This is a genomic window from Acinetobacter sp. C13 (assembly GCF_016809775.1).
Taxonomy (GTDB): Bacteria; Pseudomonadota; Gammaproteobacteria; order Pseudomonadales; family Moraxellaceae; genus Acinetobacter; species Acinetobacter pittii.
The window spans coordinates 45,957-72,502 of record NZ_JAFBJL010000004.1; the positions used below are offsets into that span (position 1 = coordinate 45,957).

At 41.2% G+C, this 26,546-nt stretch carries 23 protein-coding genes and 3 tRNA genes; 13 read left to right on the forward strand and 13 right to left on the reverse strand.

Annotated elements, in window-relative coordinates; genetic code table 11:
* Positions 1 to 99: 99 nt before the first annotated feature.
* Positions 100 to 1,767, reverse strand: a complete 1,668-nt coding sequence (gene recN / locus JGE69_RS12450; RefSeq protein ID WP_199113774.1) for a DNA repair protein RecN — start codon at positions 1,765 to 1,767, stop codon at positions 100 to 102.
* Positions 1,768 to 1,881: 114 nt separating this feature from the next.
* Here recN and JGE69_RS12455 point away from each other — a divergent pair, with 114 nt between their 5' ends.
* The 4 genes from JGE69_RS12455 to JGE69_RS12470 all read left to right on the forward strand — a co-directional run bounded on the left by JGE69_RS12455 (position 1,882) and on the right by JGE69_RS12470 (position 5,397).
* Entirely contained in the window at positions 1,882 to 3,192 is a 1,311-nt protein-coding gene (locus tag JGE69_RS12455) for a tetratricopeptide repeat protein (RefSeq protein WP_199113772.1), read from the forward strand.
* 76 nt (positions 3,193 to 3,268) lie between these two features.
* Complete coding sequence (locus JGE69_RS12460; RefSeq protein WP_002115102.1) at positions 3,269 to 3,595, forward strand: pyrimidine/purine nucleoside phosphorylase; 327 nt, start codon at positions 3,269 to 3,271, stop codon at positions 3,593 to 3,595.
* A gap of 102 nt (positions 3,596 to 3,697) precedes the next feature.
* Complete coding sequence (gene rlmB / locus JGE69_RS12465) at positions 3,698 to 4,447, forward strand: 23S rRNA (guanosine(2251)-2'-O)-methyltransferase RlmB (protein ID WP_199113770.1); 750 nt, start codon at positions 3,698 to 3,700, stop codon at positions 4,445 to 4,447.
* 35 nt (positions 4,448 to 4,482) lie between these two features.
* The gene (locus JGE69_RS12470; protein WP_199113768.1) at positions 4,483 to 5,397 is read left to right on the forward strand and encodes a DMT family transporter; all 915 of its coding nucleotides are present in this window, start codon (positions 4,483 to 4,485) and stop codon (positions 5,395 to 5,397) included.
* Here JGE69_RS12470 and coaE read toward each other — a convergent pair.
* The 4 genes from coaE to pilB are packed head-to-tail and all read right to left on the reverse strand — an operon-like array spanning position 5,394 to position 9,817.
* Positions 5,394 to 5,990, reverse strand: coding sequence for a dephospho-CoA kinase (gene coaE / locus JGE69_RS12475; RefSeq protein WP_069036504.1), 597 nt, complete (start codon positions 5,988 to 5,990; stop codon positions 5,394 to 5,396). The genes JGE69_RS12470 and coaE overlap by 4 nt on opposite strands.
* 1 nt (position 5,991) lies before the next feature.
* A complete protein-coding gene (locus JGE69_RS12480) occupies positions 5,992 to 6,852 on the reverse strand; it encodes a prepilin peptidase (protein WP_002114758.1) in 861 nt (286 codons plus the stop codon).
* Positions 6,852 to 8,078 carry a type II secretion system F family protein gene (locus JGE69_RS12485; RefSeq protein ID WP_002114869.1) on the reverse strand — a complete coding sequence of 409 codons (1,227 nt, stop codon included), beginning with the start codon at positions 8,076 to 8,078 and terminating at the stop codon, positions 6,852 to 6,854. The genes JGE69_RS12480 and JGE69_RS12485 overlap by 1 nt, the downstream gene beginning before the upstream one ends.
* Positions 8,079 to 8,104: 26 nt before the next feature.
* Complete coding sequence (pilB, locus tag JGE69_RS12490; RefSeq protein ID WP_199113766.1) at positions 8,105 to 9,817, reverse strand: type IV-A pilus assembly ATPase PilB; 1,713 nt, start codon at positions 9,815 to 9,817, stop codon at positions 8,105 to 8,107.
* 291 nt (positions 9,818 to 10,108) lie between these two features.
* On the opposite strand from pilB, the gene tpiA reads away from it, so the two are divergent.
* The 9 genes from tpiA to JGE69_RS12535 all read left to right on the forward strand — a co-directional run bounded on the left by tpiA (position 10,109) and on the right by JGE69_RS12535 (position 17,040).
* Positions 10,109 to 10,903 carry a triose-phosphate isomerase gene (tpiA, locus tag JGE69_RS12495; RefSeq protein WP_005079338.1) on the forward strand — a complete coding sequence of 265 codons (795 nt, stop codon included), beginning with the start codon at positions 10,109 to 10,111 and terminating at the stop codon, positions 10,901 to 10,903.
* 12 nt (positions 10,904 to 10,915) lie between these two features.
* Positions 10,916 to 11,245, forward strand: a complete 330-nt coding sequence (gene secG / locus JGE69_RS12500) for a preprotein translocase subunit SecG (protein ID WP_017398731.1) — start codon at positions 10,916 to 10,918, stop codon at positions 11,243 to 11,245.
* 56 nt (positions 11,246 to 11,301) lie between these two features.
* Positions 11,302 to 11,386, forward strand: a tRNA-Leu gene (locus tag JGE69_RS12505).
* 38 nt (positions 11,387 to 11,424) lie between these two features.
* Positions 11,425 to 11,501: transfer RNA gene (locus tag JGE69_RS12510), tRNA-Met, on the forward strand.
* Between the two features lie 89 nt (positions 11,502 to 11,590).
* Positions 11,591 to 11,667: transfer RNA gene (locus JGE69_RS12515), tRNA-Met, on the forward strand.
* A gap of 215 nt (positions 11,668 to 11,882) precedes the next feature.
* A complete protein-coding gene (gene rimP, locus JGE69_RS12520; RefSeq protein ID WP_199113764.1) occupies positions 11,883 to 12,407 on the forward strand; it encodes a ribosome maturation factor RimP in 525 nt (174 codons plus the stop codon).
* 37 nt (positions 12,408 to 12,444) lie between these two features.
* Entirely contained in the window at positions 12,445 to 13,929 is a 1,485-nt protein-coding gene (nusA, locus tag JGE69_RS12525) for a transcription termination factor NusA (RefSeq protein ID WP_002115134.1), read from the forward strand.
* A 10-nt stretch (positions 13,930 to 13,939) separates the two neighbouring features.
* Entirely contained in the window at positions 13,940 to 16,639 is a 2,700-nt protein-coding gene (infB, locus tag JGE69_RS12530) for a translation initiation factor IF-2 (protein ID WP_002114697.1), read from the forward strand.
* A complete protein-coding gene (locus JGE69_RS12535; protein ID WP_002114836.1) occupies positions 16,639 to 17,040 on the forward strand; it encodes a ribosome-binding factor A in 402 nt (133 codons plus the stop codon). The genes infB and JGE69_RS12535 overlap by 1 nt, the downstream gene beginning before the upstream one ends.
* A gap of 56 nt (positions 17,041 to 17,096) precedes the next feature.
* On the opposite strand, the gene JGE69_RS12540 is transcribed toward JGE69_RS12535, so the two are convergent.
* The 8 genes from JGE69_RS12540 to JGE69_RS12575 form a co-directional block, all read right to left on the reverse strand.
* Positions 17,097 to 17,501, reverse strand: a complete 405-nt coding sequence (locus JGE69_RS12540; RefSeq protein ID WP_005065884.1) for a Na+/H+ antiporter subunit G — start codon at positions 17,499 to 17,501, stop codon at positions 17,097 to 17,099.
* Positions 17,502 to 17,512: 11 nt separating this feature from the next.
* Positions 17,513 to 17,788 (reverse strand): monovalent cation/H+ antiporter subunit F, encoded by a 276-nt coding sequence (locus JGE69_RS12545; RefSeq protein WP_005065886.1) that lies wholly within the window; start codon positions 17,786 to 17,788, stop codon positions 17,513 to 17,515.
* Positions 17,785 to 18,312 (reverse strand): Na+/H+ antiporter subunit E, encoded by a 528-nt coding sequence (locus tag JGE69_RS12550; RefSeq protein ID WP_086393977.1) that lies wholly within the window; start codon positions 18,310 to 18,312, stop codon positions 17,785 to 17,787. Before JGE69_RS12550 ends, JGE69_RS12545 begins: the two co-directional genes overlap by 4 nt.
* Before the next feature lie 2 nt (positions 18,313 to 18,314).
* Positions 18,315 to 20,126 carry a monovalent cation/H+ antiporter subunit D gene (locus JGE69_RS12555; RefSeq protein WP_199113762.1) on the reverse strand — a complete coding sequence of 604 codons (1,812 nt, stop codon included), beginning with the start codon at positions 20,124 to 20,126 and terminating at the stop codon, positions 18,315 to 18,317.
* A complete protein-coding gene (locus JGE69_RS12560) occupies positions 20,126 to 20,494 on the reverse strand; it encodes a Na+/H+ antiporter subunit C (protein ID WP_002115033.1) in 369 nt (122 codons plus the stop codon). The genes JGE69_RS12555 and JGE69_RS12560 overlap by 1 nt, the downstream gene beginning before the upstream one ends.
* Positions 20,491 to 23,340, reverse strand: coding sequence for a monovalent cation/H+ antiporter subunit A (locus tag JGE69_RS12565; protein ID WP_104075060.1), 2,850 nt, complete (start codon positions 23,338 to 23,340; stop codon positions 20,491 to 20,493). Before JGE69_RS12565 ends, JGE69_RS12560 begins: the two co-directional genes overlap by 4 nt.
* Before the next feature lie 294 nt (positions 23,341 to 23,634).
* Positions 23,635 to 25,020: an AAA family ATPase gene (locus JGE69_RS12570; protein ID WP_199113760.1), complete on the reverse strand. Its 1,386-nt coding sequence runs from the start codon at positions 25,018 to 25,020 to the stop codon at positions 23,635 to 23,637.
* A 23-nt stretch (positions 25,021 to 25,043) separates the two neighbouring features.
* Positions 25,044 to 26,546, reverse strand: coding sequence for a UvrD-helicase domain-containing protein (locus JGE69_RS12575; protein WP_032062860.1), 1,503 nt, complete (start codon positions 26,544 to 26,546; stop codon positions 25,044 to 25,046).

Sequence of the window (26,546 nt, forward strand, 5' to 3'; positions counted from 1 at the left end):
GTCACTAGAGGGTCTCTCGACCCTTTTATCTATATAGGTTCTTTTTATCAACATACAAGAGTTAATCGGATTTCGCCAATCTTTTTCTCTCATTTTTTATTAATTTGAAGAAGCCTGAAATTTAAGTTGGCGTAATTGTTTTGCGTGTTGCAAGGTTGTTTCATTAATTTCAACACCGCCTGACATGCGTGCTAACTCAGAAATAATTTGATTTTCATCAAGTTGTACAATGGTACTGCTTGCCGGATCAGTTTGTTGCTTTTTAACTAATAAATGCTGATCTGATTGTGCAGCAACTTGTGCCTGATGGGTAATACATAAAAGTTGAACATGTTGGGCTAAGTCTGCAAGTAAACGTCCCACAACTTCTGCTGTACCACCACTAATCCCGACATCAATTTCATCAAACACTAACACTTCTGCTTCGGTTTTTTCAGCGTTCATGACTTGCATAACTAACGCAATACGTGAAAGTTCACCACCTGAAGCGACGCGTGCTAATGGTTGTGGAGGAATACCCTTATTGGCAGTAAATAATAGCTGAATAAAACTCAAACCTTCAGCGGTAGGTTGCTCTAGTGGTTCAAACTTAAACTCAAAGTGTGCTTCTGGTAGCGCTAAAGGCTTCACTTGTTCAGTTAATTGCTTCGCAAGAGGAGCGGCAGCTTCACGACGAATATTGTCTAAATGCTGAGCTTTTTCTAAGAACTCCTCATGCGACTTTTCAACTTGTTCTGCCAATGTTTCTGGGTCTTCAAGTTGATGTAATTGCTCAAGCTCACTTTGCCAAGCTTCATATTCTTCTTTAAGTGTTTCTGGTTGAGTGCGGTATTTACGTGCCAGACGGTGGAAAACTTCCAACTTGGAATTTAGTTCTTCCATTCGTTCAGGATCAAAGCTTTGTCGATCAATAAATTGACGCAAGTTTGCCGTTGCATCATCTATTTCACTTTGAGCATTCAGTAAAGAATTATAAATCTCGGAAAGTTGTTCGCTGCGGCCCGCGTGGGATTCTAATCTACGAATAATCGAAGACATTTCTTGAGTAATGTTTTGCTCAGCTTCATCTAACACATTTAAGCTATAGCTACAGTCTTGCATGATATGTTCATGATGACTGAGGCGATCGAACTCTTGCTCAATTTCTTTATAGTCAGTTTGAATGACCTCTTCGAGTTCTTCAATTTGATGCTCTAAAGTGCCAATACGTTGTAGACGGGTTGCTTGTGCATCTAAGGCTGCTTGATGCAAACGGATGGTACGTTGCCATGTGCTATAGGCTTCACGTACATCGTTCGCTTCAACATAAAAATTGTTATAACGGTCTAGCCAATGCTTTGGATAAGGCGGTTCAAGCAGCTGCTGCTGGCTGTGCTGACTATAGAGCTGAACCAGCAAACGGCCTAACTCTTTGAGTTCAGAGAGACTGCTCGGGCGACCATTAACCCATGCTTTGCTGCGTCCAGTTGCAAAAATAACACGACGTAAATGAATTTCCCCAGAATCATCATCTAGTTCGTGGTCTTGGAGCCATTTTGCTTCAGGACTATTATTTTGATAGGTAAAAACAGCGGTAATATCCGCTTTGTCCGAACCATAACGGACATAATTTGTATCTGTACGTTCCCCTAGGCAGGCAGAGAGTGCATCCAGTAATAATGATTTTCCGGCACCTGTTTCGCCTGTTAGAACATTAAATCCTTGTTCTATATCAATAGCCAAATGATCAGCTAATGCAAAATTAATTAAAGTTAAATGTGTGAGCATAAACGCATCCAACGCGCCAAATTATGGGTTAAAGATAGAGAAGTTTTGAATTTGCTACAAGTGATCTATTATTCTAACTGAAATTATAGAACAGCAAGATTGCGGATATTTACAATGAAAAAAACATTAAGCTTACCGAAACCACCAATAGGGATGATCAACCGCCATAAAAAAAACAATCCTGCGGAAATGAATAAAATTTTAAATCAGCATTTTAATGCATTTAAACAGGCAGCAGCACAAGGGGATTATGCCAAAGCTTATCAACATGTTAAACAAGCTGTTAATTTGGTTCCCAAGCATGCTGGTGCTTTATCAGATTTAGCTTATACCGAATTACGCTTAGGTCGCTATAACGATGCCTATCAACATTATTTACAAGCGATTCAAGCAAGTGGAGCTAATGTAAATACAAACTTATATGATGGACTCACAGAAGTTTGTCATCATTTAAAGAAAAAAGAAGAAACAATCAAATTTGGACGCTTGGCAATTGCAACCAAAAAAGAATTAGCGAAGAAAGAACCTGTTTTGGCGATTCCCAATCATGCACCACCAGCATTTAGTGCAAATCCTCAAGAAAATATTATTGCTTTTTCATTGTTTGGGGCAAACCCTCGCTATTGTGAAACCTCTATTTTAAATATTCAGTTAGCCAAACAAATTTATCCTGAATGGACGTGTCGATTTTATGTCGATGATACTGTGCCAGTACTGGTGCAACAGCGTTTAAAAGAGAAGGGTGCGCAAGTTATTCAGGTTACAGATTCTCAAAAACAGCTATCTGGTTTGTTTTGGCGCTTTTTGGTGATGGATGATCCGACAATTAAGCGTTTTCTGATACGTGATGCCGACTCCATTGTCTCGCACCGCGAAAAAGCAGCTGTCGATGCTTGGCTCAAGAGTGATAAATGGTTTCACTTAATGCGAGACAATTATTCTCATACCGAGTTAATTTTGGCGGGAATGTGGGGTGGATGTACGGGGATTTTTCATAATATTGAAGCACATATCAGGGATTATGTTGCCACCGGACGTTATCTGGATAATCGGGTGATGGATCAGCATTATTTGCGCTACTGTATTTGGCCGACTTTAAAACAAAGTGTGCTTATACACGATAGTCAGCAATTCGATTCAGATGCTATCGATTTTCCAGCTTATGATCTGGCGTTAATGCAAAACGACAGCGAAAATTTTCATGTAGGAATGAATGACGGTTCACCGGTAGTTGCTACAGCAATTGCCCATCCAACTGCACAGAGAGTGTGTTGGGTACTTCTAGATGAAAATCAGGTCGAAGTTTGCAGATACGATGCAATTGTGTCGAATAGTCGAAATATTGAGATTAACTTACCTTATGCTTTTGCCAAAAAAATTCAGGCACAGCAGTGGAAATTACAAGTCTATCCGTATGAAAACTGATTGATTAGTTATTTAGGCACAATTAAACTACATTCATCATAATTTATATAAATACGGCATTATCTGGAGAGTGTGCATGAGTTCAACCCAATTTGATCATGTAACGGTCATCAAAAAATCAAACGTTTATTTTGGTGGAGCATGTATCAGCCATACCGTGCAATTTGAAGATGGAACAAAAAAAACACTAGGTGTTATTTTGCCGACTGAGCAAGCTTTAACTTTTGAAACCCATGTTCCTGAGCGTATGGAAATTATTTCAGGTGAATGCCGCGTAACAATTGCGGACAGTAATGAAAGTGAGTTGTTCCGTGCAGGCCAATCATTTTATGTGCCTGGTAATAGTCTTTTTAAAATCGAAACTGATGAAGTACTCGATTATGTGTGCCATTTAGAAGGCTAAGAAATTCCTATTCAAATCGGGTACACTATGCCCAAAGAAATCCTGTGAAGTTGGCTTTGCAGGATTTTTATTTTTTTGCTCAAACGTTGTTAGAGGTCATGCATGGCAAAACCGGAATATTATTATGGCGTTCATTCAGTGGAGTCATTGTTAGAACTTGAGCCGGAACGTGTGCTAACCCTGTTTACTTTAAAAGGACGGGATGACCAGCGTTTGCAAAAGATTTTGCAATTGGCAGAGCCTTTTGGAATTAGTGTACAAAAAGCAAGCCGTGATAGTCTCGAAAAGCTTGCAGGTCTACCGTTTCATCAAGGCGTGGTTGCAGCAGTACGTCCACATCCGACTTTAAATGAAAAAGATCTAGATCAGATCTTGGCTGAAACCCCAGATGCTTTATTGCTGGCATTAGATCAGGTGACAGACCCGCATAACTTAGGGGCTTGCATTCGTACCGCTGCTGCAATGGGCGTGCAAGCAGTGATTGTACCTCGTGATCGTTCGGCAAGTTTAACCCCAATAGCTCGTAAAGTTGCAGCGGGTGGAGCTGAAAAAGTTAAATTCATTCAAGTAACAAATTTGGCTCGTACATTAGCCCATCTCAAAGAGACGACTCATACACGTGTGATTGGCACTATGCTTGATGAAAGTGCAATGCCAATTCAAAAATGTGATTTCTCTGGCCCAGTCGTGATCGTAATGGGAGCCGAAGATACAGGTTTACGCCCAATTACACAGGCACAGTGTGATCATAAAGTTTATATTCCGATGTCTGGAAATTTACAGAGTCTAAATGTGAGCGTGGCAACAGGTATGGCACTTTATGAGGCTTGCCGTCAGCGTTCTGAGGTATAATCTAGCTGCCTTTCTAGTTTGTAAGCAGTCTTGATATGTCTCCCCGTAAGCAAGGTTATTTTTTTGTATTGGTGACCATGTGCATTTGGGGCGGGTTTACACTTTTTGCCCGTTTAAATGCACAATGGCACATCAGTGCTTGGGACATTGCTGCACTACGCTTTGCTATCGCCTTCCTGATTTTGATGCCGATTCTGATCTATAAGAAAGATCTCGCTTTTTTATGGAGTAAGCACGCTGTTATTTTGGCGCTCATTGGCGGAGTTATTTATTGTCTTACCGTCTATACCGCGTTTCTCTATGCTCCCGCTGCACATGCTGCCATTTTTTTAAATGGTTGTATCCCAATTTGTACTGCAATTGCAGCATACATTTTATTTAGACAACCATTTGATAAGCATACATGGGTGAGTCTGGCAATTATGATCACTGCCTTGGCTCTTATGAGTGTGTTGATGTTGCAAGGTAATGCTTCTGCTTTTGGCGTGGGGGATTTCCTTCTTTTTATTAGTGCGATTTGGTGGGGCATTTTCACTGTATTACTTAAACAGTGGAAACTTTCCGCATGGCACTCTATGGCGAGTGTTGCGATTTGGTCTGCAATTATTTACTTACCCATCTATGCTTTATTTTTGCCTAAACACTTCATGGAAGTGAGTCCTGTTCATCTAGCGATACAGGGCATTTTCCACGGTGTGTTTGTCGTGATTATTGCGACATTAACCTATGTTGCGGCTATTCAGCGTCTTGGCGCTTTTAAAACGGGAAGTATTGTAACTTTGGCACCGTTTATTGCTGCTATTTTAGCTGTACCCTTACTTGGTGAGTCATTAAGCCCATCAATTGTTGTGGGCTTGGTTGGAATGGGAATCGGTGCCTTACAACCTTGGCGCTGGTTTCGACAAGATAGCTTGGCACAAAAGATTCAGCAGCAAAATAAGCAAGATTAGTTGGCGCGCTTCAAATAGCTTTGATGTAAAGGCTCTAATTGCTGATATAAATGTTCGAGTAACCCGTCATTAAACACAATGTCATTGGCAAGTTCACGTTTACGCTCGCGTGGCATTTGTGCTGCAATAATTTTCTGGATTTGTTCTTGGTTTTGCCCATCACGTTGGCTTGCACGCTGAATTTGAGTTTGTTCACTCGCATCAACTAATAGAGTGTGATTAACCAATTCATGCTGGTTGGTTTCAAAAAGTAGGGGTGAAACTAAAATCACATAAGGACTTTTTGGGTTTTGTAGCTGTTGAATAATAGATTGGCGAATGGCTGGATGCGTGATTTTCTCAAGCGTTTGTCTTGCTTCAGGGTTTTGAAAAATATATTCACGTAGTGCACGACGATCTAGATTGCCGTCGGGTTGAAGCACCCAATCTCCAAAAGTTTGTTGGATTTTTTGGAGGGCAGGTTGGCCTTTTTCAACCACTTCGCGAGCAACAATATCAGCATCGACGACTTGTATTCCTTGGGATTCAAACCATTGTGTTGCAGCAGATTTCCCACTGCCAATACCACCTGTGACTCCCAGAATAAAAGTCATCTTAACCTCCCAAATAAATTTTCATAATTTGGTCACCCCATAAAAAGGCAACCCAACCCGCAATGGCAATATATGGCCCAAACGCGAAGGGCTGATTATCATTACGCAATTTTAATAAAATGATGCCAATAATTGCACCTAGTAAAGATGACAATAACACAATTAATGGCAGCATCAATGGCCCCATCCACGCGCCTAATGCGGCAAGCAATTTAAAGTCGCCGTAACCCATACCTTCTTTGCCTGTAATCACTTTAAATAAGTAATACACAATCCAAAGACATAAAAAGCCGATTAAATATCCCCAAATGGCTGAGTTAGGCGAGGTGTAAATATTAAAGGTATTAATACCTAAGCCGAGAGCAGCCAAAGGTAGGGTGAAACGGTCAGGTAGTAGCTGAGTATCAAAGTCTATAAATGTTAAAGCAATCAAAATCCAAGTGAGCACTAGCCCCCAAAGCATTTGTAGGGTTGGACCAAAAACCATGACGACTACTAATGAACATAGCATCGTGAGTAATTCGATCGCTGGATAACGAATGCTAATAGGATGTTGGCAATGGCCACATTTTCCTCTTAACATTAACCAGCTTATAACTGGAATATTTTGATACCAACGGATCGGTTGCTGACATGCAGGACATGATGAAGCAGGTTTACTTAATGTCAGCTTTTCATGCTCAATGATGGGTAGTTCGGGATTAAGCAACATTTGACATTCCTGCTGCCAATCTTGTTCCATCATTTTGGGGGTGCGATAAATCACTACATTCAAAAAGCTACCAATACATAGGCTCAATAGTGCAACTGCAATATAAAGTGCAGTTAAGTTTTGAATAAAATAAGCAATAATTTCTTGCATTATATGACTGAGCCCATTTGGAAAATTGGAAGATACATAGCAATTACTAGACCGCCTACGAGCACCCCTAAAATTGCCATGATTAAAGGTTCCATCATTGAAGTTAAACCATCAACGGCATTATCAACTTCATTTTCATAATAAGTGGCAACTTTATCGAGCATGCTGTCTAGTGCACCAGATTCTTCACCAATTGCGACCATTTGTATAGCCATAGATGGAAAACGATTTGAAACACGCATTGCAAATTGAAGTTGTTGGCCTGTAGCTACATCTTCACGAATTTTCATGACGGCTTCTTCATAAATGACATTGTTGGTTGCACCAGCCGTTGACTCAAGCGCATCAATGAGCGGAACACCAGCGGCAAACGTGGTGGCTAAAGTACGGCTATAACGGGCAATAATCGCCTTATAAACCAGATCACCAAAGATAGGTAGTTTCAGTGTAAGTTTATCTAATCCATCACGGAATTTTTTACTGCGCTTCTTGGCTTCCAGAAAGGCAGCAATCACTGCTCCAATCACAATAATCATAATGAACCAGTATTCCTGCATCCATTTCGACATATTCACGACCATTTGGGTGAATGCAGGTAAATCTGCACCAAAAGAAGAAAACAGGTCTTGGAAAACAGGCACTACTTTAACCATCAAAATAATGGTAACAACCACAGCAACTACAATAACCGTTGCTGGATATTTCATAGCCTTCTTAATTTTCTGCTTAAGTAATTCACTTTTTTCTTTGTAAATTGCCACACGGTCCAACATGGTTTCAAGCGCACCAGATTGTTCACCAGACTCTACAAGAGAACAAAACAAGTTATCGAAGTGTTGAGGATACTTCCTTAAAGCTGAAGCAAAGGTACTACCGCCTTCAACTTCACCTTTAATCCCGAGTACCACCTCGCGCATGGCTGGGTTTTCTAGACCCTCCGCTACAATTTCAAAGCCTTGTACCAGTGGGACACCAGCTTTCATCATGGTTGCAAGTTGTCGCGTGAAAATCGTGATATCGAGCGTTGATACTTTCTTCTTGAACAAACCCTCAAGAATATTTTTACGCTTTTCCCGAATATTACGGACAGTTACACCTTGTTTGCGTAGGGTGACTTTGGCTAAGGCCATATTCTTAGCTGGAAGTTCGCCCTTAATTTTTATGCCCTTACGGTCAACCCCTTCATAAGCAAAAGTCGGCATCATTTGTGCCTTTTTGACAGTCATGAATTATCCTTATTTTAAATTGTCTTTTATTCACTGGTCACGCGGTTAACTTCTTGTAAGGAAGTTACACCTTGCATGACTTTCTTTAACCCTGAACGACGCAGATTATTAAACCCCAGTTTTTCAGAAGCAGCAGCGATTTCTAAAGCATTGCCATCTTCCATAATAATCTTGGAAATTTCAGGTGTAACTTTCATCACCTCGTAAATACCTACTCGACCTTTGTAGCCTTCACGACACTCAGTACAACCTACAGGTTGAAAAACTTGAAAATCGGGATGGGTTAAATCTTGTTCGGTAAAGCCCATTTCTAATAGGCTCTGTTTAGGAATGTCAGCAGGTATTTTACACTGTGGGCATAGCCGACGTGCTAAACGCTGTGCAATAACCAAGTTGACTGATGTTGCGATATTAAAGGATGGAACACCCATATTACGTAGGCGAGTAAGTGTTTCTGGAGCACTATTGGTATGCAGTGTTGACATGACCATGTGACCGGTTTGTGCAGCTTTAATCGCAATTTCAGCCGTTTCTAAGTCACGAATCTCACCGACCATAATAATGTCAGGGTCTTGACGTAAAAATGATTTCAGTGCGGCCGAAAAAGTAAGGCCTACTTTTGGGTTAACGTTAACCTGATTAATGCCTTCAAGGTTGATTTCGACAGGATCTTCGGCAGTGGAAATATTAGAGCTTTCAGTATTTAAAATATTTAAGCCTGTATATAAAGATACCGTTTTACCAGAGCCAGTAGGGCCTGTAATTAAAAGCATACCTTGTGGTTTATCGAGTGCTTCTAAAAAAAGAGCTTTCTGATCTTCTTCATATCCTAAAGCATCAATTCCGAGCATCGCGCTAGATGGATCGAGAATACGCAGAACCAGTTTTTCACCAAACAACGTTGGAAGTGAGTTCACACGAAAATCGATTGCTTTAGTTTTTGATAACTTCAGCTTGATACGGCCATCTTGAGGTACCCGCTTTTCGGAAATATCCATTTGAGACATGACTTTTAAACGTGAAGCCAAACGGTTAGCCAATTGCAAAGGTGGATTTGCAATCTGACGTAACACGCCGTCGACTCGATAACGGACCCGATATGATTTCTCATAGGGTTCAAAATGTAAGTCTGAAGCCCCCATACGAATTGCATCGATGAGTAATTTATTAATATATTTAACAATAGGTGCTTCATCACCTTGAGGCGTTTCTTCCTCATCCTCTTGTGAGGGTGGAGCTTCAAGGTCTACATCAAGATCAAACTCTTCATCACTAAATTCGAAGCTGCTTTCTTCGGTAAATTGCTGCGCCAGAATTTTCTCAAGCTTATGGTGCTCGACAATAACTGGTTCAACCATGAGCTTGCTATTAAAGCGAATGGCATCAATTGCTTCAATATTACTCGGGTTGCTGGTCGCGACATATAAAATCTGTCCTCTTTGTATGAGAGGTAAGACCCGATGTTTTAAAACCAGTTTCTGATCGACCAAATCCTTGGGAATTTGGCTTGTATCGTAAACATCCAGATCAAAATATGGTTCAGCAAATTCAATAGAAATTGTTTCAGCTAATAAAGAAGGGGAGAGATGAACCTCTTCAATCAGGTACGCAACTGTATCCCGTTTAGCTCTCTTTGCTGCATCTAATGCTGTTTGCATGGTCGCTGCCGACACATGTTTTTCTTCGACTAATCGTCGAAAAAACCCCGAAAATTTTGGAGATGTATGTATGACTGACATCTGCCTACCTGTGCTCATATGTTTATAATTGGTATATAAAAAATTATACTTTTGTTATCTAAAATTACTACCTGAGAAAATGATGCTCTGGTCTTGATCCACTCGCTAAAGCTTGAACTAGTCGAAGTTTTTATTCATTAATTTTTAAGAGACGATTCTTTAGACTCAATAAAGTTTTATAACTGTTTTCAATTAGTAGAAAAGATATGAGTAACGCCGTTAAAGAAAAGTATCTGAAATTTGTATAAATGCGTGTAGAATGTGCTGCATTTTTGATGAAAGGTGAGCCGTATGTCGGGTTCGACGATTACGCCTTGGGTAGTTGGCAACTGGAAAATGAACCCAATGCGTGCCAATGCTAAACAACTTATAGAAGAATTTAAACAACTATTGCAACAAAACCAAATTGCAGATGAAAGCTGTCATGTAGGGGTTGCTCCAGTTTCTATTGCGCTTGCAATGGTACAAACACAATTGCAAGATGCTGCAAGAACAGTATATACAGTTGCACAAGATGTATCACGTGTAGCGGGTACTGGTGCTTATACTGGCGAAGTCAGCGCAGAACTATTAAAAGATAGCCAAATTAATTTTGTACTGGTTGGGCATTCTGAGCGCCGTGATATTTTTGGCGACAACGTTGAAATTTTGAAAGCTAAACTCCAAAATGCATTAAATGCGGGCTTGACTGTCATTTATTGTGTTGGTGAAAGCCTCGAACAACGTGAACAAGGTTTGGCAGAGCAAGTTGTATTGCAACAAATTTGTGATATTGCTCCTGTAGTGACTGCTGAGCAGTGGCAAAAGCAAATTGTAATTGCCTATGAGCCAATCTGGGCAATTGGGACAGGTAAAACTGCTTCTCCACAAGATGCACAGGCAATGCATGCTAAGATTCGTGAAGGTTTAAGTCAGATTACCTCAGCGGGTTCAGATATTGCTATTTTATATGGCGGTAGTGTAAAAGCTGAAAATGCAGTTGAATTGGCGGCATGTCCAGATATTAATGGTGCGTTGGTAGGCGGTGCTTCATTAAATGCAGCATCTTTTTATCAAATTGTACAAGCCTTTGCACAAAGTAAATAACGAGGATAGGGTATGCACTCTTTTGTACTGATCGTACATATTATTTTAGCGGTACTGATGATTGCCTTGATTCTAGTGCAACACGGTAAAGGTGCTGATGCCGGTGCTTCTTTCGGCGGTGGCGGAGCAGCAACTGTATTTGGTGCATCAGGTTCAGGTAACTTTCTTACTCGACTTACTGCTATCTTAACAGCGTTGTTTTTTGTGACGAGTTTAACTCTAGCTGTTTTTGCGAAAAAACAGACTACTGATGCATATAGTTTGAAAACTGTACAAACTACAGCGCCAGTTCAAACGACATCGCCTGAAACTTCACCAAATGCACCAAAAACGAGTCAATAATTCGAAATAGGGCTTTCCTTTTGCAGTGGGAAGGACTAGAATGCGTCCCACAAGCTGCGGTGGTGGTGGAATTGGTAGACACGCTACCTTGAGGTGGTAGTGCCTTCGGGCGTGGGGGTTCAAGTCCCCCCTTCCGCACCAACTTTGAACCAGAAAGTTGAGTGCAAGCAGTTTTTTGATGCGGGATGGAGCAGTCTGGTAGCTCGTCGGGCTCATAACCCGAAGGTCGTTGGTTCAAATCCAGCTCCCGCTACCAATTTGATTAAGGTGCAACTTAATCAAGCGAATATTGGATAAGTTTACATTGACTTTTTTCGATATTTGTATATAATTTTTGCACGTTGATGCGGGATGGAGCAGTCTGGTAGCTCGTCGGGCTCATAACCCGAAGGTCGTTGGTTCAAATCCAGCTCCCGCTACCAAGTTTCTTAAAAGAGGCTCACAGACAGGTGGGCCTTTTTGCACAGTGGACTATTGTTTTCTGTGCTAAATAGGGGCGATTAACGCCCTTTTTTATTGGTTATCGTATCGCTATCGTGTAGTGTCGACATCAATTGGTCAAATAGTCATGCTTCACTATAGTAGGTCTGTGTCGGTTAAAACAACCGATTGAATCGCACGAGAATGACGAGAGTAAATGAAATTATCAAATAAATCCCAAGCATTGCATGACTTAATTGTTCCTGCAGTGGAAGCATGTGGTGTCGACCTTTGGGGAATCGAGTTTCTCCCACAAGGTAAACGTTCATTATTGCGTATTTATATCGATAAATCGGTAAGTGAAGATGCTGAGCCTGTAATTAATGAAGATGGTGAAGTAGAACTAGGCCGTGGTATTGGTGTACAAGATTGTGTGCGTGTAACACAACAAGTTGGCGCAATGTTGGATGTTCATGATCCAATCTCAGGTGAGTATTCATTAGAAGTTTCTTCACCAGGTTGGGATCGTCCATTTTTTCAACTAGAACAGTTACAAGGCTACATCGGACAACAAATTGCTTTGCGTTTAATTGCAGCAGTAGAAAACCGTCGTAAATTTCAAGCAAAACTTATCGCAGTAGACCTTGAAAATGAAGAAATTCAGGTTGAAGTTGATGGGAAGCATGTGCTTGTGATCGACAGCAACAATATCGATAAAGCAAACTTGATCTATCAAGATTAAATTTATTTAAATTTTATAAGAAATCGGTAGGTGACTTATGGGCCGCGAAATTCTTACCGTTGTTGAAACGGTTAGTAATGAAAAAGGTGTTAGTCGTGAAGCGATCTTCGAAGCTTTGGAACAAGCTCTAGTTGCTGCAACGAAGAAAAGATTTTACGAAGGTACGCATGCTGAAGAAGCTCAGCTTCGTGTAGAAATTGATCGTAAAACTGGTGATTACCGTACGTTCCGTCAATGGACTGTTGTGGCAGATGAAGATCACGAGATGCCAGCTTGCCAAGATGCAATTTCTGACGTTGATCCAGCTAAATGGTCAATTGGTGACGTGCGTGAACTCGAAGTAGAATCTATTGAGTTTGGTCGTATTGCTGCACAAATTGCAAAACAAGTTATTGTACAAAAAATTCGTGAAGCTGAGCGTGCTTTAGTTGCTGATGCATATGAGTCTAAAGTTGGTGAGTTAATTTACGGTGAAGTGAAAAAACAAACCAAAGATGGCTTCATTATCGACTTAGGCGACAACGCAGAAGCTTATCTTGCACGCGAAGAGATGATTCCAAAAGAAATTCTTCGTCCAAAACAGCGTGTAAACGCTATTTTATATAATGTTAACCGTGAAGGTCGTGGCGCTCAGTTGTTGTTATCACGCGCTAAGCCTGAAATGTTAATTGCTTTAATGAAAAAAGAAATTCCTGAAATTTCTGAAGAAATTATTGAAATTAAAGCAGCGGCACGTCAACCGGGCGTTCGTGCTAAAATTGCAGTGAAAACAAATGATCACCGTATTGACCCTGTAGGTGCATGTATTGGTATGCGTGGTACGCGTATTCAAGCTGTACAACAAGAGTTAAATGGTGAACGTATTGATGTAGTGGTCTGGTCTGATGATCCGGCTCAATACATTGCTAGTGCATTAGAACCAGCTGATGTTTCAGGCATCGTGCTTGATGAAGATGCAAGAAGTGCCGACATTATTTTTGCAACCAGCGATCAATTAGCTCGTGCGATTGGCTCTCAAGGTCAAAACGTTCGTTTAGCTTCTGATTTAACTGGCTACAAACTCGACATGATGCTTGAAGAAGAGTATCGTGCTCGTCAGCAAAATGAAGCTCAGCAATATCTCGACATGTTTGTATCACGTCTCGATATTGAAGAAGATTTAGCAATGGCATTGGTGGAAATGGGCTTCACTTCTTTAGAAGAGATTGCTTATGTTCCTGCTGAGACTTTTGACGAAATTGAGCTTGATGCTGAATTGGTTGAGTTATTGCAAAGTCGTGCAAAAGAAGCAGCCCTTACTGATGCTTTGAAACAGCAAGAAAATATTCAAGAACCGAGCGCAGACCTTCTCACTATGGAAGGCATGACTTCTGAGATCGCTTACTCGCTTGCCGCTCGCGGTATTATTACTGTCGACGATTTGGCAGATCAGGCTACTGACGATATCTCTGATATTGAAGGACTTGGTCATGAAAAAGCAGGTCAATTGATCATGAAAGCTCGCGAATCATGGTTTAACTAGGAGATGAAATATGACGGACAAGTCGATTAAAGAGTTAGCTCTCAGTGTAGGACGTCCTGTTGAGAAGCTCCTAGAACAGGCTCGTGAAGCAGGTTTGCCTCAACGTACAGCAGACGACATTATTACCACTGAACAACAGGATACTTTGGTCAATCACTTGAAAAAAGTTCATGGTCAGGAAAGTGGTAACACAGGAAAAATTGCGTTGAAACGTAAAACAACCAGTACCGCTAAAGTTGCAAGTACTTCAGGTAAAGCAAAAACGATTAACGTAGAAGTACGTAAAAAACAGGTTTTTGCTAAACCAAACCCTGAACAAATTGCAGCCGAAGCTAAAGCACGTGCAGAAGCTGAAGCGAAAGCACGTGTAGAACAGCAAACGCGTGAAACTGCCGAGCAAAAAGCGCGTCTTCAAACAGAGCAAAAAGCTAAAGCAACTTTAGATGCGATGCGTGCTGCTCATCAACAAGATAGTGCTGCACAGACAGCTCCAAAAGCTGCTGTTGTAGTGAAAAAGCGTGGTGGCGGTACAGTAAAACCTGCGCCAAAACCAGCTGAAACTCCAGAACAGAAAAGAGCTCGTGAAGAGCAGTCAGCTCAGTTAAAAGCAACTGAAGAAGCTGCACGTCGTAAAGCGGCTGAAGAAGCTCAGCAACGTACACTTGAACAAATGCGCAAAATGGCGTCTAAGTATTCAAATGACGATGCTACTACGACAATTCGTGTGATTGATGATTCCCCACTTGCTTCAGGTCTAGTTGGCCAAGCTTATGAAGATTCATTTAAGCAAGAAGACCGTGAAATTAAACGCGGTGGCGCAACCACTAACCCACGTGCTGGGAAGAAAGGTGGTCGTCGTGGTCAAGAAGAGCAAAGCTTTGTTAACCATAACAAACGTGGTTTAAAATCAAGCCAAGCGAATAAGCATGGATTTGAAAAGCCAGTTAAAAAGCAAGTTTATGATGTAGAAATCGGTTCAAGCATTGTTGTTGCTGATCTTGCTCAAAAAATGGCCATTAAAGTGCGTGAAGTTATCAAAACACTTATGAAAATGGGTGAATTGGTTAATCAAGATCAAGCTATTGATCAAGACACAGCGGCGCTTGTTGTAGAAGAAATGGGCCACAACCCTGTTTTAGTTTCTGATACACAAGCGGAAGATAACTTGCTTGAAGCAGCTGAAGAAGCTCGTGGTGAGCAAACAACTCGTCCGCCAGTTGTTACCATTATGGGTCACGTTGACCATGGTAAAACATCATTGCTTGACCGTATCCGTCGTTCGAAAGTAGCGGCTGGGGAAGCAGGTGGTATTACCCAGCATATTGGTGCATATCACGTTGAAACAGACAAAGGAATTATTACATTCCTTGATACACCAGGACATGCGGCATTTACTTCAATGCGCGCACGTGGTGCTAAAGCAACAGATATCGTTGTATTAGTTGTTGCTGCAGATGACGGTGTAATGCCACAAACTGCAGAAGCAATTGACCATGCTCGTGCAGCAGGTACTCCAATTATTGTTGCAATCAACAAAATGGATAAAGAATCTGCTGATCCAGACCGTGTGTTAAATGAATTAACAACGAAACAAATCGTTCCAGAAGAATGGGGTGGTGATGTTCCGATTGCTAAAGTTTCTGCACACAGCGGACAAGGTATTGATGAACTCCTTGATTTAATTCTTATTCAATCAGAATTGATGGAATTAAAAGCATCTGCTGAAGGTGCTGCGCAAGGTGTTGTTATTGAAGCACGTGTAGATAAAGGCCGTGGTGCAGTAACTTCGATTCTTGTTCAAAACGGTACATTAAACATTGGTGACCTTGTTCTTGCAGGTTCGTCTTATGGTCGTGTCCGTGCAATGTCTGATGAAAATGGTAAGCCAATTAAATCAGCAGGACCATCTATTCCAGTAGAAATTCTGGGTCTTCCAGATGCTCCAATGGCGGGTGATGAAGTTCTTGTTGTAAATGACGAGAAGAAAGCGCGTGAAGTTGCCGATGCTCGTGCTGACCGTGAGCGTCAAAAACGTATTGATCGTCAAAGTGCTATGCGCCTTGAAAATATCATGTCGTCAATGGGCAAAAAAGATGTTCCTACAGTGAACGTTGTTTTGAAAACAGACGTACGTGGTACTTTAGAAGCACTGAATGCTGCTCTACATGAATTATCTACTGACGAAGTAAAAGTTCGTGTAATTAGCTCAGGTGTTGGTGCGATTACTGAGTCTGATGTAATCCTTGCTGAATCTTCAGAAGCTGTATTGTTAGGCTTTAACGTTCGTGCCGATACGACTGCTCGTCAACGAAGTGACCAAGATGGTATTGATATTCGTTACTACAGCATCATCTATGAATTAATTGATGATGTGAAAGATGCCATGAGCGGTAAACTTGCTCCTGAACATCGTGAAACAATCTTGGGTGTTGCGGAAGTACGTGAAGTATTCCACTCAAGTAAGTTTGGTGCAGCAGCAGGCTGTATGGTACTTGAAGGCACATTACATCGTAATAAACCGATTCGCGTATTACGTGATGATGTTGTAATTTTCCAAGGTGAGCTTGAATCTCTTCGTCGTTATAAAGATGTTGTTGATGAAGTTCGTGCTGGTATGGAATGTGGACTTGCGGTGAAAGGTTATAAAGACATCAAGCCACAAGATAAGATCGAAGTGTATGATGTTCAATTGATTAAACGGAGTCTTTAATGGCGGGTAGCCAACGCTTAAAGCGCATGGCGGATTCAGTACAACGTGAGTTGTCTGAGCTGATCCGTCAAGAGCTTAAAGATCCTCGCTTAGGTGGTCTAGTGACCATCTCTGCGGTGAAAGTCAGTGCGGATATGGGTTATGCTGAAGTTTATGTCACCGTTATGGGACGTGAACTCGGCGATGAGCAAAGTGAAGCAGCAAATAAAGAAACTTTAGATGTATTAAATAAAGCTTCTGGTTTCTTGCGTCATGAATTGAGCCGTCGCATTAAGACTCGTATTACGCCTCGCTTACGTTTCCATTACGATAAGACAAATGCATATGGTAACTATATGTTTGGTCTAATCGAAAAAGCGGTACAAGATTTACCAGAACGTAAGTCAGATGACCAAGAGTAATTAAAACTCAAAATAAAAAAGCCACCTTCGGGTGGCTTTTTTATTGATTCAATTTTTTATTCTTTAGGAGGTTCCATTGGCGGTTTGTTTTGTGAAAAGCGTTGACCAATTTTGTAACGGTCCCAAGGTAGAGGGCGTTCAATGGCTTCAGGTACTTCACCACTCAATGAGCGTAAACGTAAATGTAGCGCAGCTTGAGCAATCAAATTAGCCGAAACAGGCGCGGTAATAAAAGCTAAAAGGGTAATGAGTAGCTCGGCAAAACCGAACCGACCTTGGAAAGCAAAAAAGATCATGGAAGCAATCAGGAAGCTTCCTAAGCCGAGCGTACTCGATTTGGTAGGCGCATGTAAGCGCATGAATAAGTCAGGTAAACGGACCATACCGATTGAGCCAACTAACATGAAGAAGGCGCCAAAAACCAGAAAGACCGAAACAATAATTTCCATTGTAAATTGCATTTGACCTCTCCTTAATCGATAACATGACCGGTTGTGAAGTAGCGTGCTAAGGCGGCTGTAGATACGAAACCTAACATCGCAACCAATAGTGCTCCTTCAAATAGAGAAGTCGTCATCCAATAAATGCCTAACACAACAATGAGGCAAGTTGCATTGAGGAAAAGTGTATCGAGCGCTAAAAGGCGGTCTACAATTGATGGGCCCATAACCAATCTAAAAAGGCAAAGTAGCATCGAGATTGTAACGGCAATCAAGCTAATACCTAGAGCATAGGGTAGGATTGTCATGCACTTGCCTCCGTTTTACTTTTCACATCAAAAATTTCCATAAGAGGAATTTCATAACGTTCTTTGATGTCTTGAATATCAGATTCGGTATTATCTGTGCTCAAAGCATGAACCAGAATATCCCCGCGTTCCTGATCGATACCCGCAGAAACCGTACCTGGTGTTGTGGTAATGATCATTGCAAGTAAGGTGTTGACCTGCTCATGTTCTGTCTCTAAAGGTACGCGATACCATTTAGGATGTAATTTTTTAGTAGGTCCCAAAACAAGTTTTGCGACCTTAAAGTTAGAAATAATAATATCCCAAAGAACTACAAAACATAGTTTAACAGCAGGTTTCCAGTGAATATGCGGTGTGCGGGTAATAAACGGTTTGACTAAACGGGGGATGATTAAGCCCAAAAGCATCGCAGTCAAAAGATCACTCGCATCAAGACTATGCGCCAGCATCAACCAAAATAAAACGATGAGAACCGAAACAAATGGATGTGGAAACCAGCGTTCAAGCAAATGAGATAAATGCATTGTTAGGGCTCCATAGGTTTCAATTGACTTTCATCAACAATGGTAGGCGTTTGGAGTTTGTCCTGTTGCTGAATTTGTCGTTGTTTATATTCAGAAATATGTTCGCCATTGAACGTATCTTTCGAAATAATATCTGGAACAAGATAAGCATTATGATCTTCAACTTCACCGCCGTACTTGGTTTCCGGTAAGTAAGCTGGGTCATATGGTTGCACACTGATGACTTCACCGTTTTGATCTATTTTAAGAATAGAGTGCTGGTAAAGTGTATGGTCCTGAATTTGTTGTGCGGTGCTTAATGTGTAATGCTGAATTGGTGCAGCAAAGACAACATAAGCGATTAAACCAGCCAGTAATAGATAAATGACTTGATCATTACGTGGTGGTGCGCGTTCTGGCAAAGCACGATAAAGAATATAAGCTGGATGGATTGGATCTTCTTCTGGAGCAGATGCGCGCCAGAATAGGATAAAACCAACACGTGTGAGTGCAATAATACTTAATAAGCTTACAACAAGCACAACACCAATAATCCAGCCTTGATAGCTAGCTTCAACTGTCGCTTGTAAAATGAATACTTTTCCAAGAAAACCACTAAAAGGTGGCAAACCTGCAAGCATCATGGCAATCAAGAAATAAGTCAGCATAGCCGCTTTTTCTTGTTTGATTCTTGGGGCAACTTTTAAATGATCTTTAAAATCTCCACGTTGTGAAGTGATCCATCCACAAAATAGATAAAAAGCTGCACCGATCAATGTACTGTGCACTAAATAATATAAAGCACCAGACCATGCTTGTGTATTTGACATGGCAATTGCTGTAAGCAAGGTACCAATTGAAGAAAGAACCATAAAGCCGACAAAGCGACGTAAACGATCTGCCCCAATTGCTGCAATCACACCATAGAGTGAAGTAATTAAGCCAATAGGCAATAACCAGCTTTTTAAGATTTCTTGACTAAGCGCATCGTCAAATACTGTTCCATTTACACGTAAAATAGAATAGATCCCGACTTTGGTCATAATGGTGAAAATTGCAGCTACAGGCGTACTTGCAACAGCATAGGTTTTTGGTAGCCAAAAACCGACAGGAAGCATTGCTGCTTTAATACCGAAAACAACAAAGAGAAGTAACGAACCAGCGACTGCTAATTTGTGTTGATCTGCTTCAAGTGTCGGTATAAGACGTGAGACATCCGCCATGTTGAGGCTACCCACACTGCCATAAATCATACCAAGCCCAATTAAGAAGAGAGCAGAGGCTAAAAGATTGATAATGACATAGTGAACGCCAAGCTGAAAACGAGGTTTGCCTTGTCCATGTAAGAGCAACACATACGAAGCCATCAACAGGATTTCAAAAAAGACGAAAAGGTTAAATAAGTCGCCTGTTAGAAATGCTCCACAGATTCCCATTAATAGGAAATGTACCATGGCATGGAAATAGCGACCACGCGTATCCCAGTTATCACTTGCATACCATAAAACTGGTACTGCTAATGCGTAAGACAGTGCCAGCATAAAAGCTGAAAGACGATCGAGTACAAGCACAATACCAAATGGCGCTGACCATTCACTTAATTGGTAAACAGTAATTTGTCCTGTGCTGGCGTAACTAAGATAAACAATAGCTGTAATTAATCCGGCAATTGCTGAGACGAGACTAATGCCACGACGCCAAGGCTGACGCCAGTCATCTTTTAAAGCACCTGCCCCAGGGTTACCTAACAGTAATAAGATAAAAGCAGTAAATGCTGGGATGAGAATGCTAAAAATAGGCGTGTGTTGTTGCCAAAAAGATAAAAAATCAAACATCACGGCTCATCCTCACGTGGGTCGTATGTTGGGGAAGCATCTTCTTTAGCATCAACATGATCACTACCTGATTCATAACGGCTACGTAGCGCAAGTTGTACAATAAACGCTGTAGTTGCAAAACCGATCACGATGGCGGTTAACACCAACGCTTGAGGAAGTGGATCGGTTATTTTTGTTGTTTCAGTTAAAATTGCTGGTGAGCTGATTTGTAATCGACCCATAGCAAATAAAAATAGGTTTACTGCATAACCGATTACAGCCAATCCGAGCACAACAGGGAAAGTACGAGCACGTAAAATCAGATAAATACCTGTGGCAACAAGTAAACCAATAGCAGAAGCCAGTAAGAATTCTAAACTGATCATGATGATTCCTCCCGATGTGGTACAGGACCGGACATACTCGAATGACGAGAGTCGCCTAATACAGAGATGAGCAACATTGTCGCGCCTACAACGGTGATATAAACACCCAAGTCAAAACTTGCAGCTGAAGCTAGATGTAGTTTTCCTAGAATTGGTAATTCAACATAGACATGAGCACTCGTGAGGAACGGACGTAACCAGAACCATGCTGCTATACCAGTCAGACCTGCAATCGTTAATCCTGTGCCAATCCAGACTTCGTAAAGGCGGCCAGACTTCGCTTTTAATAGCTGTTCTGCTTGATCTTGACCTAATGCAATATATTGAATGATTAGCGCCATTGAGGTGATTAGACCTGCAATGAAGCCACCGCCTGGATAGTTATGTCCTCGCAAAAAGATATAAACACTGACGACAAGCGCTAGCGGTAATACCCAAGAGGCCGTAATACGGAACATAAGTGGAGATGGATTAAAACGGTAGGTGAGACCTTGCGTCATGGTTGTGCCGTGTACACGCATACCATCCATTAAACATAGGGCACCAATCGCAGCGATGCCTAATACTGTAATTTCACCGAAGGTATCGAAGCCACGGAAGTCAACTAAAATGACATTTACAATATTTGAGCCGCCACCAAGTGGTAAAGACTGTTGGGCAAAGAACCAAGAAATCGAATTATGATCACGGGTTAAAATGAGCCAAGTAATCCAGCCAATTCCTAAACCTCCAATAATTGCTAAGGCAGCATCTCTCAAACGTCTAGAGCGACGAGATTCATACGGTGTGAGCTGTGGAAGTAACGATAAGCTCATTAGTAAGAGAACAGTGGTTACTACATCTACTGTAATTTGAGTCAGCGCTAAATCTGGTGCTGACATGGTGACGAAGACCATCGTTACTACTAAACCAATTGCACCACTGATAAGTACTGCCTTAATACGCTCATGGTGGAACCAGAGCATCATCCAACAGCCTGAGAACAACGTCAGCCAAAGAACTACAGCAATCCATGGAGCATGGGTGAGTTCACGTGTACCTGTGCTCAACCCTTGATTGAGTAAAGGCATAGTAACCATGATGATGCTAAAAGCAATGATCCAGAACAAATAACTTTGCAATGAACCATTTTCAGTTTTTTGTTTGATTTTTCGGCTTGTAAGCAGCAGATGTTTTAAAAATAAATCAAATAAGATACGGCCTTGTAATCTGCCTAGACGTGGGTCAAGGTCAATTTTACGAATCATGCCGTCTTTTGCTAAAGCAAAGTAGAACAGCGTACCGCCAACCAAAGCAATAATACTCATCACAAGAGGAGCATTGAATCCATGCCAAATTGCAAGGTGTGTACCCGCAAATTCTGGTTGCATTAAGCTTGCTCTAGTTACGCTATTGACCAGTGGTTCTACCAATAACGAAGGCAGAACGCCGACCAAGATGCAAAGCACAGCAAGAAGGATGGCTGGAGCACGCATCCCGATAGGTGGTTCATGTGCGTCTTTATTTGGCACTTGTTTGCCAATTGGGCCGTCAAAGAAGACACCATGTACTAAGCGAATTGAATAACTTACTGCGAAGATACCAGCCAGAGTTGCAATGATACTGGCAAAGATAACCGTTGAGCCTGAAAGATTCGCCAATAGCTCGGTAAAGAACATTTCTTTTGAAATAAAGCCATTGGTAAGTGGTACACCTGCCATAGAGGCAGCGGTGATCATGGTGAGTGTGGCGGTGAAAGGAAGTAATTGCCAAATACCACTGAGTTTTCGAAGATCACGTGTGCCAGTTTCATGATCAATAATGCCTGCAAGCATAAACAGCGCTGCTTTAAATGTTGCATGGTTAATAATATGGAAAATAGCAGCGGCAACCGCTAAAGGAGAACCGATCCCGAGTAAACAAACAATAAGCCCTAAATGACTAATGGTTGAATAGGCTAACAGTCCTTTTAAATCTTCTTTGAAAATGGCAAAACACGCTGCCATAGAGAGCGTAAATAGGCCGACAAACGTAACGATATTATGATAAATCGCAGCGCCTATAAAGATTGGAAGTAAGCGGGCAAGTAGAAAAATCCCGGCTTTTACCATGGTCGCAGAGTGCAGGTAAGCGGACACTGGTGTTGGTGCCGCCATTGCGTTAGGTAACCAAAAATGAAATGGAAACTGAGCACTCTTTGTAAATGCGCCAAGCAAAATAAGCAATAACATTGGAATAAAAAGAGCGTGGGCTTGGATCGCATCTTTCATGCCCATGATTTCGCTAATTTCATAGGTTCCAGTGATTTGTCCTAATAGAACAAATCCACCTAGCATTGCTAAACCGCCCATTCCTGTAATTGTGAGTGCCATCCGAGAGCCACGTTGAGCAGCTTCATAGTGACTCCAATATCCCACTAACAAGAAAGATGAAATACTGGTGAGCTCCCAAAAGACTAATAAAATAATAAGATTATTAGAGAGCGAAATACCCAGCATTGCTGCCATAAACAGCATGAGTAGAGTATAGAGTTTACTTAATGAATTTTTAGGGCCTAAATAATAATAGGCGTATATATAAATGAGTGTACCGATACCGGTAATAAGAAGAGAAAATAATAAACCAAGAGCATCAAGTCTAAAGCTTAGATTAATCCCTAATTGAGGTAGCCAATCCCAGCTTTGTTGAATGCTTGCACCACCAAGCACAGTTTTAGCTTGAGTCAGTAATAAACCAAAACTGGTTAAACTGACTCCAATTGCCCCTAAAGCCGTTACTCCACGCGAGAACCGTTGAAGCAATGAAACAAGGGTGGTGCCTAATATTAACGGTAATAAGATAATTATCGGTAGCACACTCGTATCCATATGTGATTTAGGTCGAAACCTAAAGGTGAAATTTTAATTTCAGAATAGATAGGAATTCAAAGAGAGTTCCAAAGCTTATTATTCCGAAAACCCAACCAAATTAGAAAATAAAGCGAGAAACAAGTTGTATTGCGCAACTTGAAGAATAAAAACGCAAAATGAAATTTATTGTACACTAAAAAAGCATTGAAAATCTGATGTTATTACATGTAGTAACAACATCTAGTTATTTTAGTGCCTAAAAAAACGTACTCCACCATATATTTTGTGAGTGTAGTTTTTTGATTATAAAACTCAAACCGAAGGGCTTTCTTCCGGTGCGTCTCCCGCATGAATCATCCTTAATAATTCATTTTTTTGTTGTTCAGTTAAACCCTGAATCTGCTGAAATAAAACTTCAATCTGTGCTGGTGTTGGGTCTATTAAACTCAGAGGCTGTGCTTCTATAGATGGTGTTAAAGGTTCGCTTCTTTGAAGTAAGGTATAGATATGTTCAAGCTGTTGCTTGGTCGTATTTAGGTCAAGATGGCTAATTTTACCATGCTCTAATTTTAGACATTGATAGGTCGAGGCATGTTCGAGTAGCTCTTCACGACTTCCTGTTGCAATAATTTGTAGGCGTGGGAATGCTTGATGAAGCCGATTTAAGATCTCGGAGCAATGCGTTGAGTCGAGCTGTGTATCAATCTGGTCAATGAGTAAAACGCCATCTCCCTCAAGGCAAGGGTTTAAACTTAAAGGATTGAGTAAACAGAGACGGCGGGCTATATCGCCTACTAAAGCAATCCAAGTTTTTGTTGTATTTGAAAGTTGCTGAAAAGGTAAGGTTTGATCTTCATAGTTGACCATGAGTTGCAGTCGAGGCTGGTATTGTAGATAGAGATCTTTAAGCTCAGGCAGAACTATATTTAATGCATTCTTGAGGGCGTAGAGATTGGGTGAGGTAAGCTGTTTAGGTTGCCCTGATAACTCTTTTTGGAGCTCATTTAATAATTCTGTTTGATCTTGCTGATCTGATTGTTTCGATCTAATCCGTTGTACTAGATATGCAGCTTGAGCATTTTCAATATCACTGATTTCTCGTAGCCATTCAAAAAAGCGTGTAAAAGTTGTAAACGGTAGTGGGCTAATGTCATAGGCTGAAATGGCTTGAGTAATGCCGGGTAAATTTTTATTCAAAAGATTAATATCATTCACAAATCGCTCGGCTGGGTAGTAAGCGATTAAGGGAAGCCCCTGTAATGGATCTTTTTTTATGACTTGTTGATAAAGAGCCATGGTTTGGTCAAGTTGCTGAGTTTCAACTTGGCTCACTCCAATCCCACTTGCATTTAGGGTTTTAAAAAGTTTCCAGCTACACAGCGAAGAATCTACCTGCTGAGCAGAGGTACTTTCTGGCAGATGACCTATTTCTGAAGGAACTTGAATGGTCACTTCAATTTTTGATTGTAGGCGTGACTGAGTAATGTCTTGATCAGGCATGACAATACCGGGACTACGCAAATCTTTAAGGCGAGCAGGGAGCCAAGTTAAAGCATGGTAAATATGTTTGAGCAACATACTTTTACCAGTTGCCTGTTCACCCAAAATTAAGGTGATTGGCTGTTTTTCATAGTGAAAGTGTATTTTAAGGTCGTGAAACAGAGCAATATGTTTAAATTGGACAGATTCAAGTTTCATAGGCTCACCTAAATATGAGCGCTTCAACCAACCGACTGACGAAGACTTAAAGGCGCCCTTAGTTTTAATTGTTGTATCAGATCATAAAGATGATGGATATTTAGACTTACTTTAGCACGAGTACAGGCAACGTACAGTAATCTTAATTCTTCATCGGTAATCTTGTGTTCTAACCCATTAATTTTAAATTGATAGTCATCTTCAATATGAACGCGGTTCCATTCTAAGCCTTTCGCTTTGTGGGCTGTAGAGATGACGTAGTCAGCTTGCTCAAGTGGTGTAATCTTTGCAAGCGCTTTTTTTAGTGGGTCGGTGCCGTGGTCATCGACAAGTTTAACCAATGGCTTAATATCACTACCTTCATTAGTTTCACAGTATTCATGGACATCATGCCATGAATTAAACCATGCTAATTCAGGTACATCAGTAACCCGTTTTCCTTGCTTTAAGAGGCTTGCGGCATCTACAAAACGGTTTAGTTTTTGATGGTCAGCCTGCAAACTTACTTTATCGCCGTGAACTAAACCAGCTAATAAAAGTTCCATTGCACGAGCATTGGTACGGCACAAAATCGCATCACGCATTTTAGTGTGTGGTTTATTTACAACACTTGATTTCTGGTTTGGATTACCAAGCAGAGGAACAGTTTCATTTAAGCCGCCCAGCAATGCATTGGCAACATCGGCAATCGTTTCACCAAAACGAAAAGAAGTGGTGAGGCGAGACTCTGGCAATGGTAATTGCTGCATGGCATTAATTGCACCACGCCACGCGTAGATTTGCTGATGTGCATCGCCAACATAGATAACCTGAGTATTTTTTTGACGAAGCAAAATGCCCAACATTAAAGGATCGGCATCTTGTGCTTCATCAAATAGTACATAATCGGCTGGAATGTTCGGTTCAGACAATGCCCAAAGTTTGAGGTAAATATCGTGACCAATTCCTGCCTGATGATTTGGGTCGATTGACTCTAACCAGCGGCGTTCAACAGCAGGGTAAAGATGAGTTTGTAGCTCGGTAATATCGTCTGGATGTAACCAGTTTGGTGCCTGAATATGTCGAGGAGCAGGGTATTGCGAGCTGGTCGAGCAAAAATAGCTGACAGCATTGGCGACAAGACTTGCGAGGCGACTTGGCATTAAGACGTATTTTTCATAACGTCCACCCATCATGCGTCGCAAAGTTATAGGTTGTAGTCGATATTCTTTTGCAATAAAACTTGGGCTTAAGCGAGGTAAGCGTAATTTATCAGTCACACCTCGTGGCACACTGCGAAAAGCGAGGGAGTGAAAAGTACGACAATCTACATTACGATGAAATTTGTTTTGTGCTTCGCCTGCAATTGCCTTGTTAAATGCTAGATACATACCGCGCCGTTCAGGCATGGCATCACTAATCATTTGTAAGGTAGTAGTTTTACCTGTACCCGCATAGGCAATCACTTTAAATGATTGCCCCAGACGTGCATTATCTATGGCAATTGCTTGCTCATAGGTGGCTTTAGGTTTTTCGATATTCGACAC

What these genes read in the sequence shown, in the direction of transcription:
- JGE69_RS12470 (WP_199113768.1), top strand. Translation starts at nt 4,483, where the DNA reads ATGTCTCCCCGTAAGCAAGGTTATTTTTTTGTATTGGTGACCATGTGC.
- JGE69_RS12540 (WP_005065884.1), bottom strand. Translation starts at nt 17,501, where the DNA reads ATGCAATTTACAATGGAAATTATTGTTTCGGTCTTTCTGGTTTTTGGC.
- JGE69_RS12455 (WP_199113772.1), top strand. Translation starts at nt 1,882, where the DNA reads ATGAAAAAAACATTAAGCTTACCGAAACCACCAATAGGGATGATCAAC.
- infB (WP_002114697.1), top strand. Translation starts at nt 13,940, where the DNA reads ATGACGGACAAGTCGATTAAAGAGTTAGCTCTCAGTGTAGGACGTCCT.
- coaE (WP_069036504.1), bottom strand. Translation starts at nt 5,990, where the DNA reads ATGACTTTTATTCTGGGAGTCACAGGTGGTATTGGCAGTGGGAAATCT.
- JGE69_RS12565 (WP_104075060.1), bottom strand. Translation starts at nt 23,340, where the DNA reads ATGGATACGAGTGTGCTACCGATAATTATCTTATTACCGTTAATATTA.
- JGE69_RS12570 (WP_199113760.1), bottom strand. Translation starts at nt 25,020, where the DNA reads ATGAAACTTGAATCTGTCCAATTTAAACATATTGCTCTGTTTCACGAC.
- rimP (WP_199113764.1), top strand. Translation starts at nt 11,883, where the DNA reads ATGAAATTATCAAATAAATCCCAAGCATTGCATGACTTAATTGTTCCT.
- pilB (WP_199113766.1), bottom strand. Translation starts at nt 9,817, where the DNA reads ATGTCAGTCATACATACATCTCCAAAATTTTCGGGGTTTTTTCGACGA.
- JGE69_RS12480 (WP_002114758.1), bottom strand. Translation starts at nt 6,852, where the DNA reads ATGCAAGAAATTATTGCTTATTTTATTCAAAACTTAACTGCACTTTAT.
- JGE69_RS12535 (WP_002114836.1), top strand. Translation starts at nt 16,639, where the DNA reads ATGGCGGGTAGCCAACGCTTAAAGCGCATGGCGGATTCAGTACAACGT.
- tpiA (WP_005079338.1), top strand. Translation starts at nt 10,109, where the DNA reads ATGTCGGGTTCGACGATTACGCCTTGGGTAGTTGGCAACTGGAAAATG.
- JGE69_RS12560 (WP_002115033.1), bottom strand. Translation starts at nt 20,494, where the DNA reads ATGATCAGTTTAGAATTCTTACTGGCTTCTGCTATTGGTTTACTTGTT.
- JGE69_RS12545 (WP_005065886.1), bottom strand. Translation starts at nt 17,788, where the DNA reads ATGACAATCCTACCCTATGCTCTAGGTATTAGCTTGATTGCCGTTACA.
- JGE69_RS12555 (WP_199113762.1), bottom strand. Translation starts at nt 20,126, where the DNA reads ATGTTTGATTTTTTATCTTTTTGGCAACAACACACGCCTATTTTTAGC.
- JGE69_RS12550 (WP_086393977.1), bottom strand. Translation starts at nt 18,312, where the DNA reads ATGCATTTATCTCATTTGCTTGAACGCTGGTTTCCACATCCATTTGTT.
- rlmB (WP_199113770.1), top strand. Translation starts at nt 3,698, where the DNA reads ATGGCAAAACCGGAATATTATTATGGCGTTCATTCAGTGGAGTCATTG.
- secG (WP_017398731.1), top strand. Translation starts at nt 10,916, where the DNA reads ATGCACTCTTTTGTACTGATCGTACATATTATTTTAGCGGTACTGATG.
- recN (WP_199113774.1), bottom strand. Translation starts at nt 1,767, where the DNA reads ATGCTCACACATTTAACTTTAATTAATTTTGCATTAGCTGATCATTTG.
- JGE69_RS12485 (WP_002114869.1), bottom strand. Translation starts at nt 8,078, where the DNA reads ATGACTGTCAAAAAGGCACAAATGATGCCGACTTTTGCTTATGAAGGG.
- nusA (WP_002115134.1), top strand. Translation starts at nt 12,445, where the DNA reads ATGGGCCGCGAAATTCTTACCGTTGTTGAAACGGTTAGTAATGAAAAA.
- JGE69_RS12460 (WP_002115102.1), top strand. Translation starts at nt 3,269, where the DNA reads ATGAGTTCAACCCAATTTGATCATGTAACGGTCATCAAAAAATCAAAC.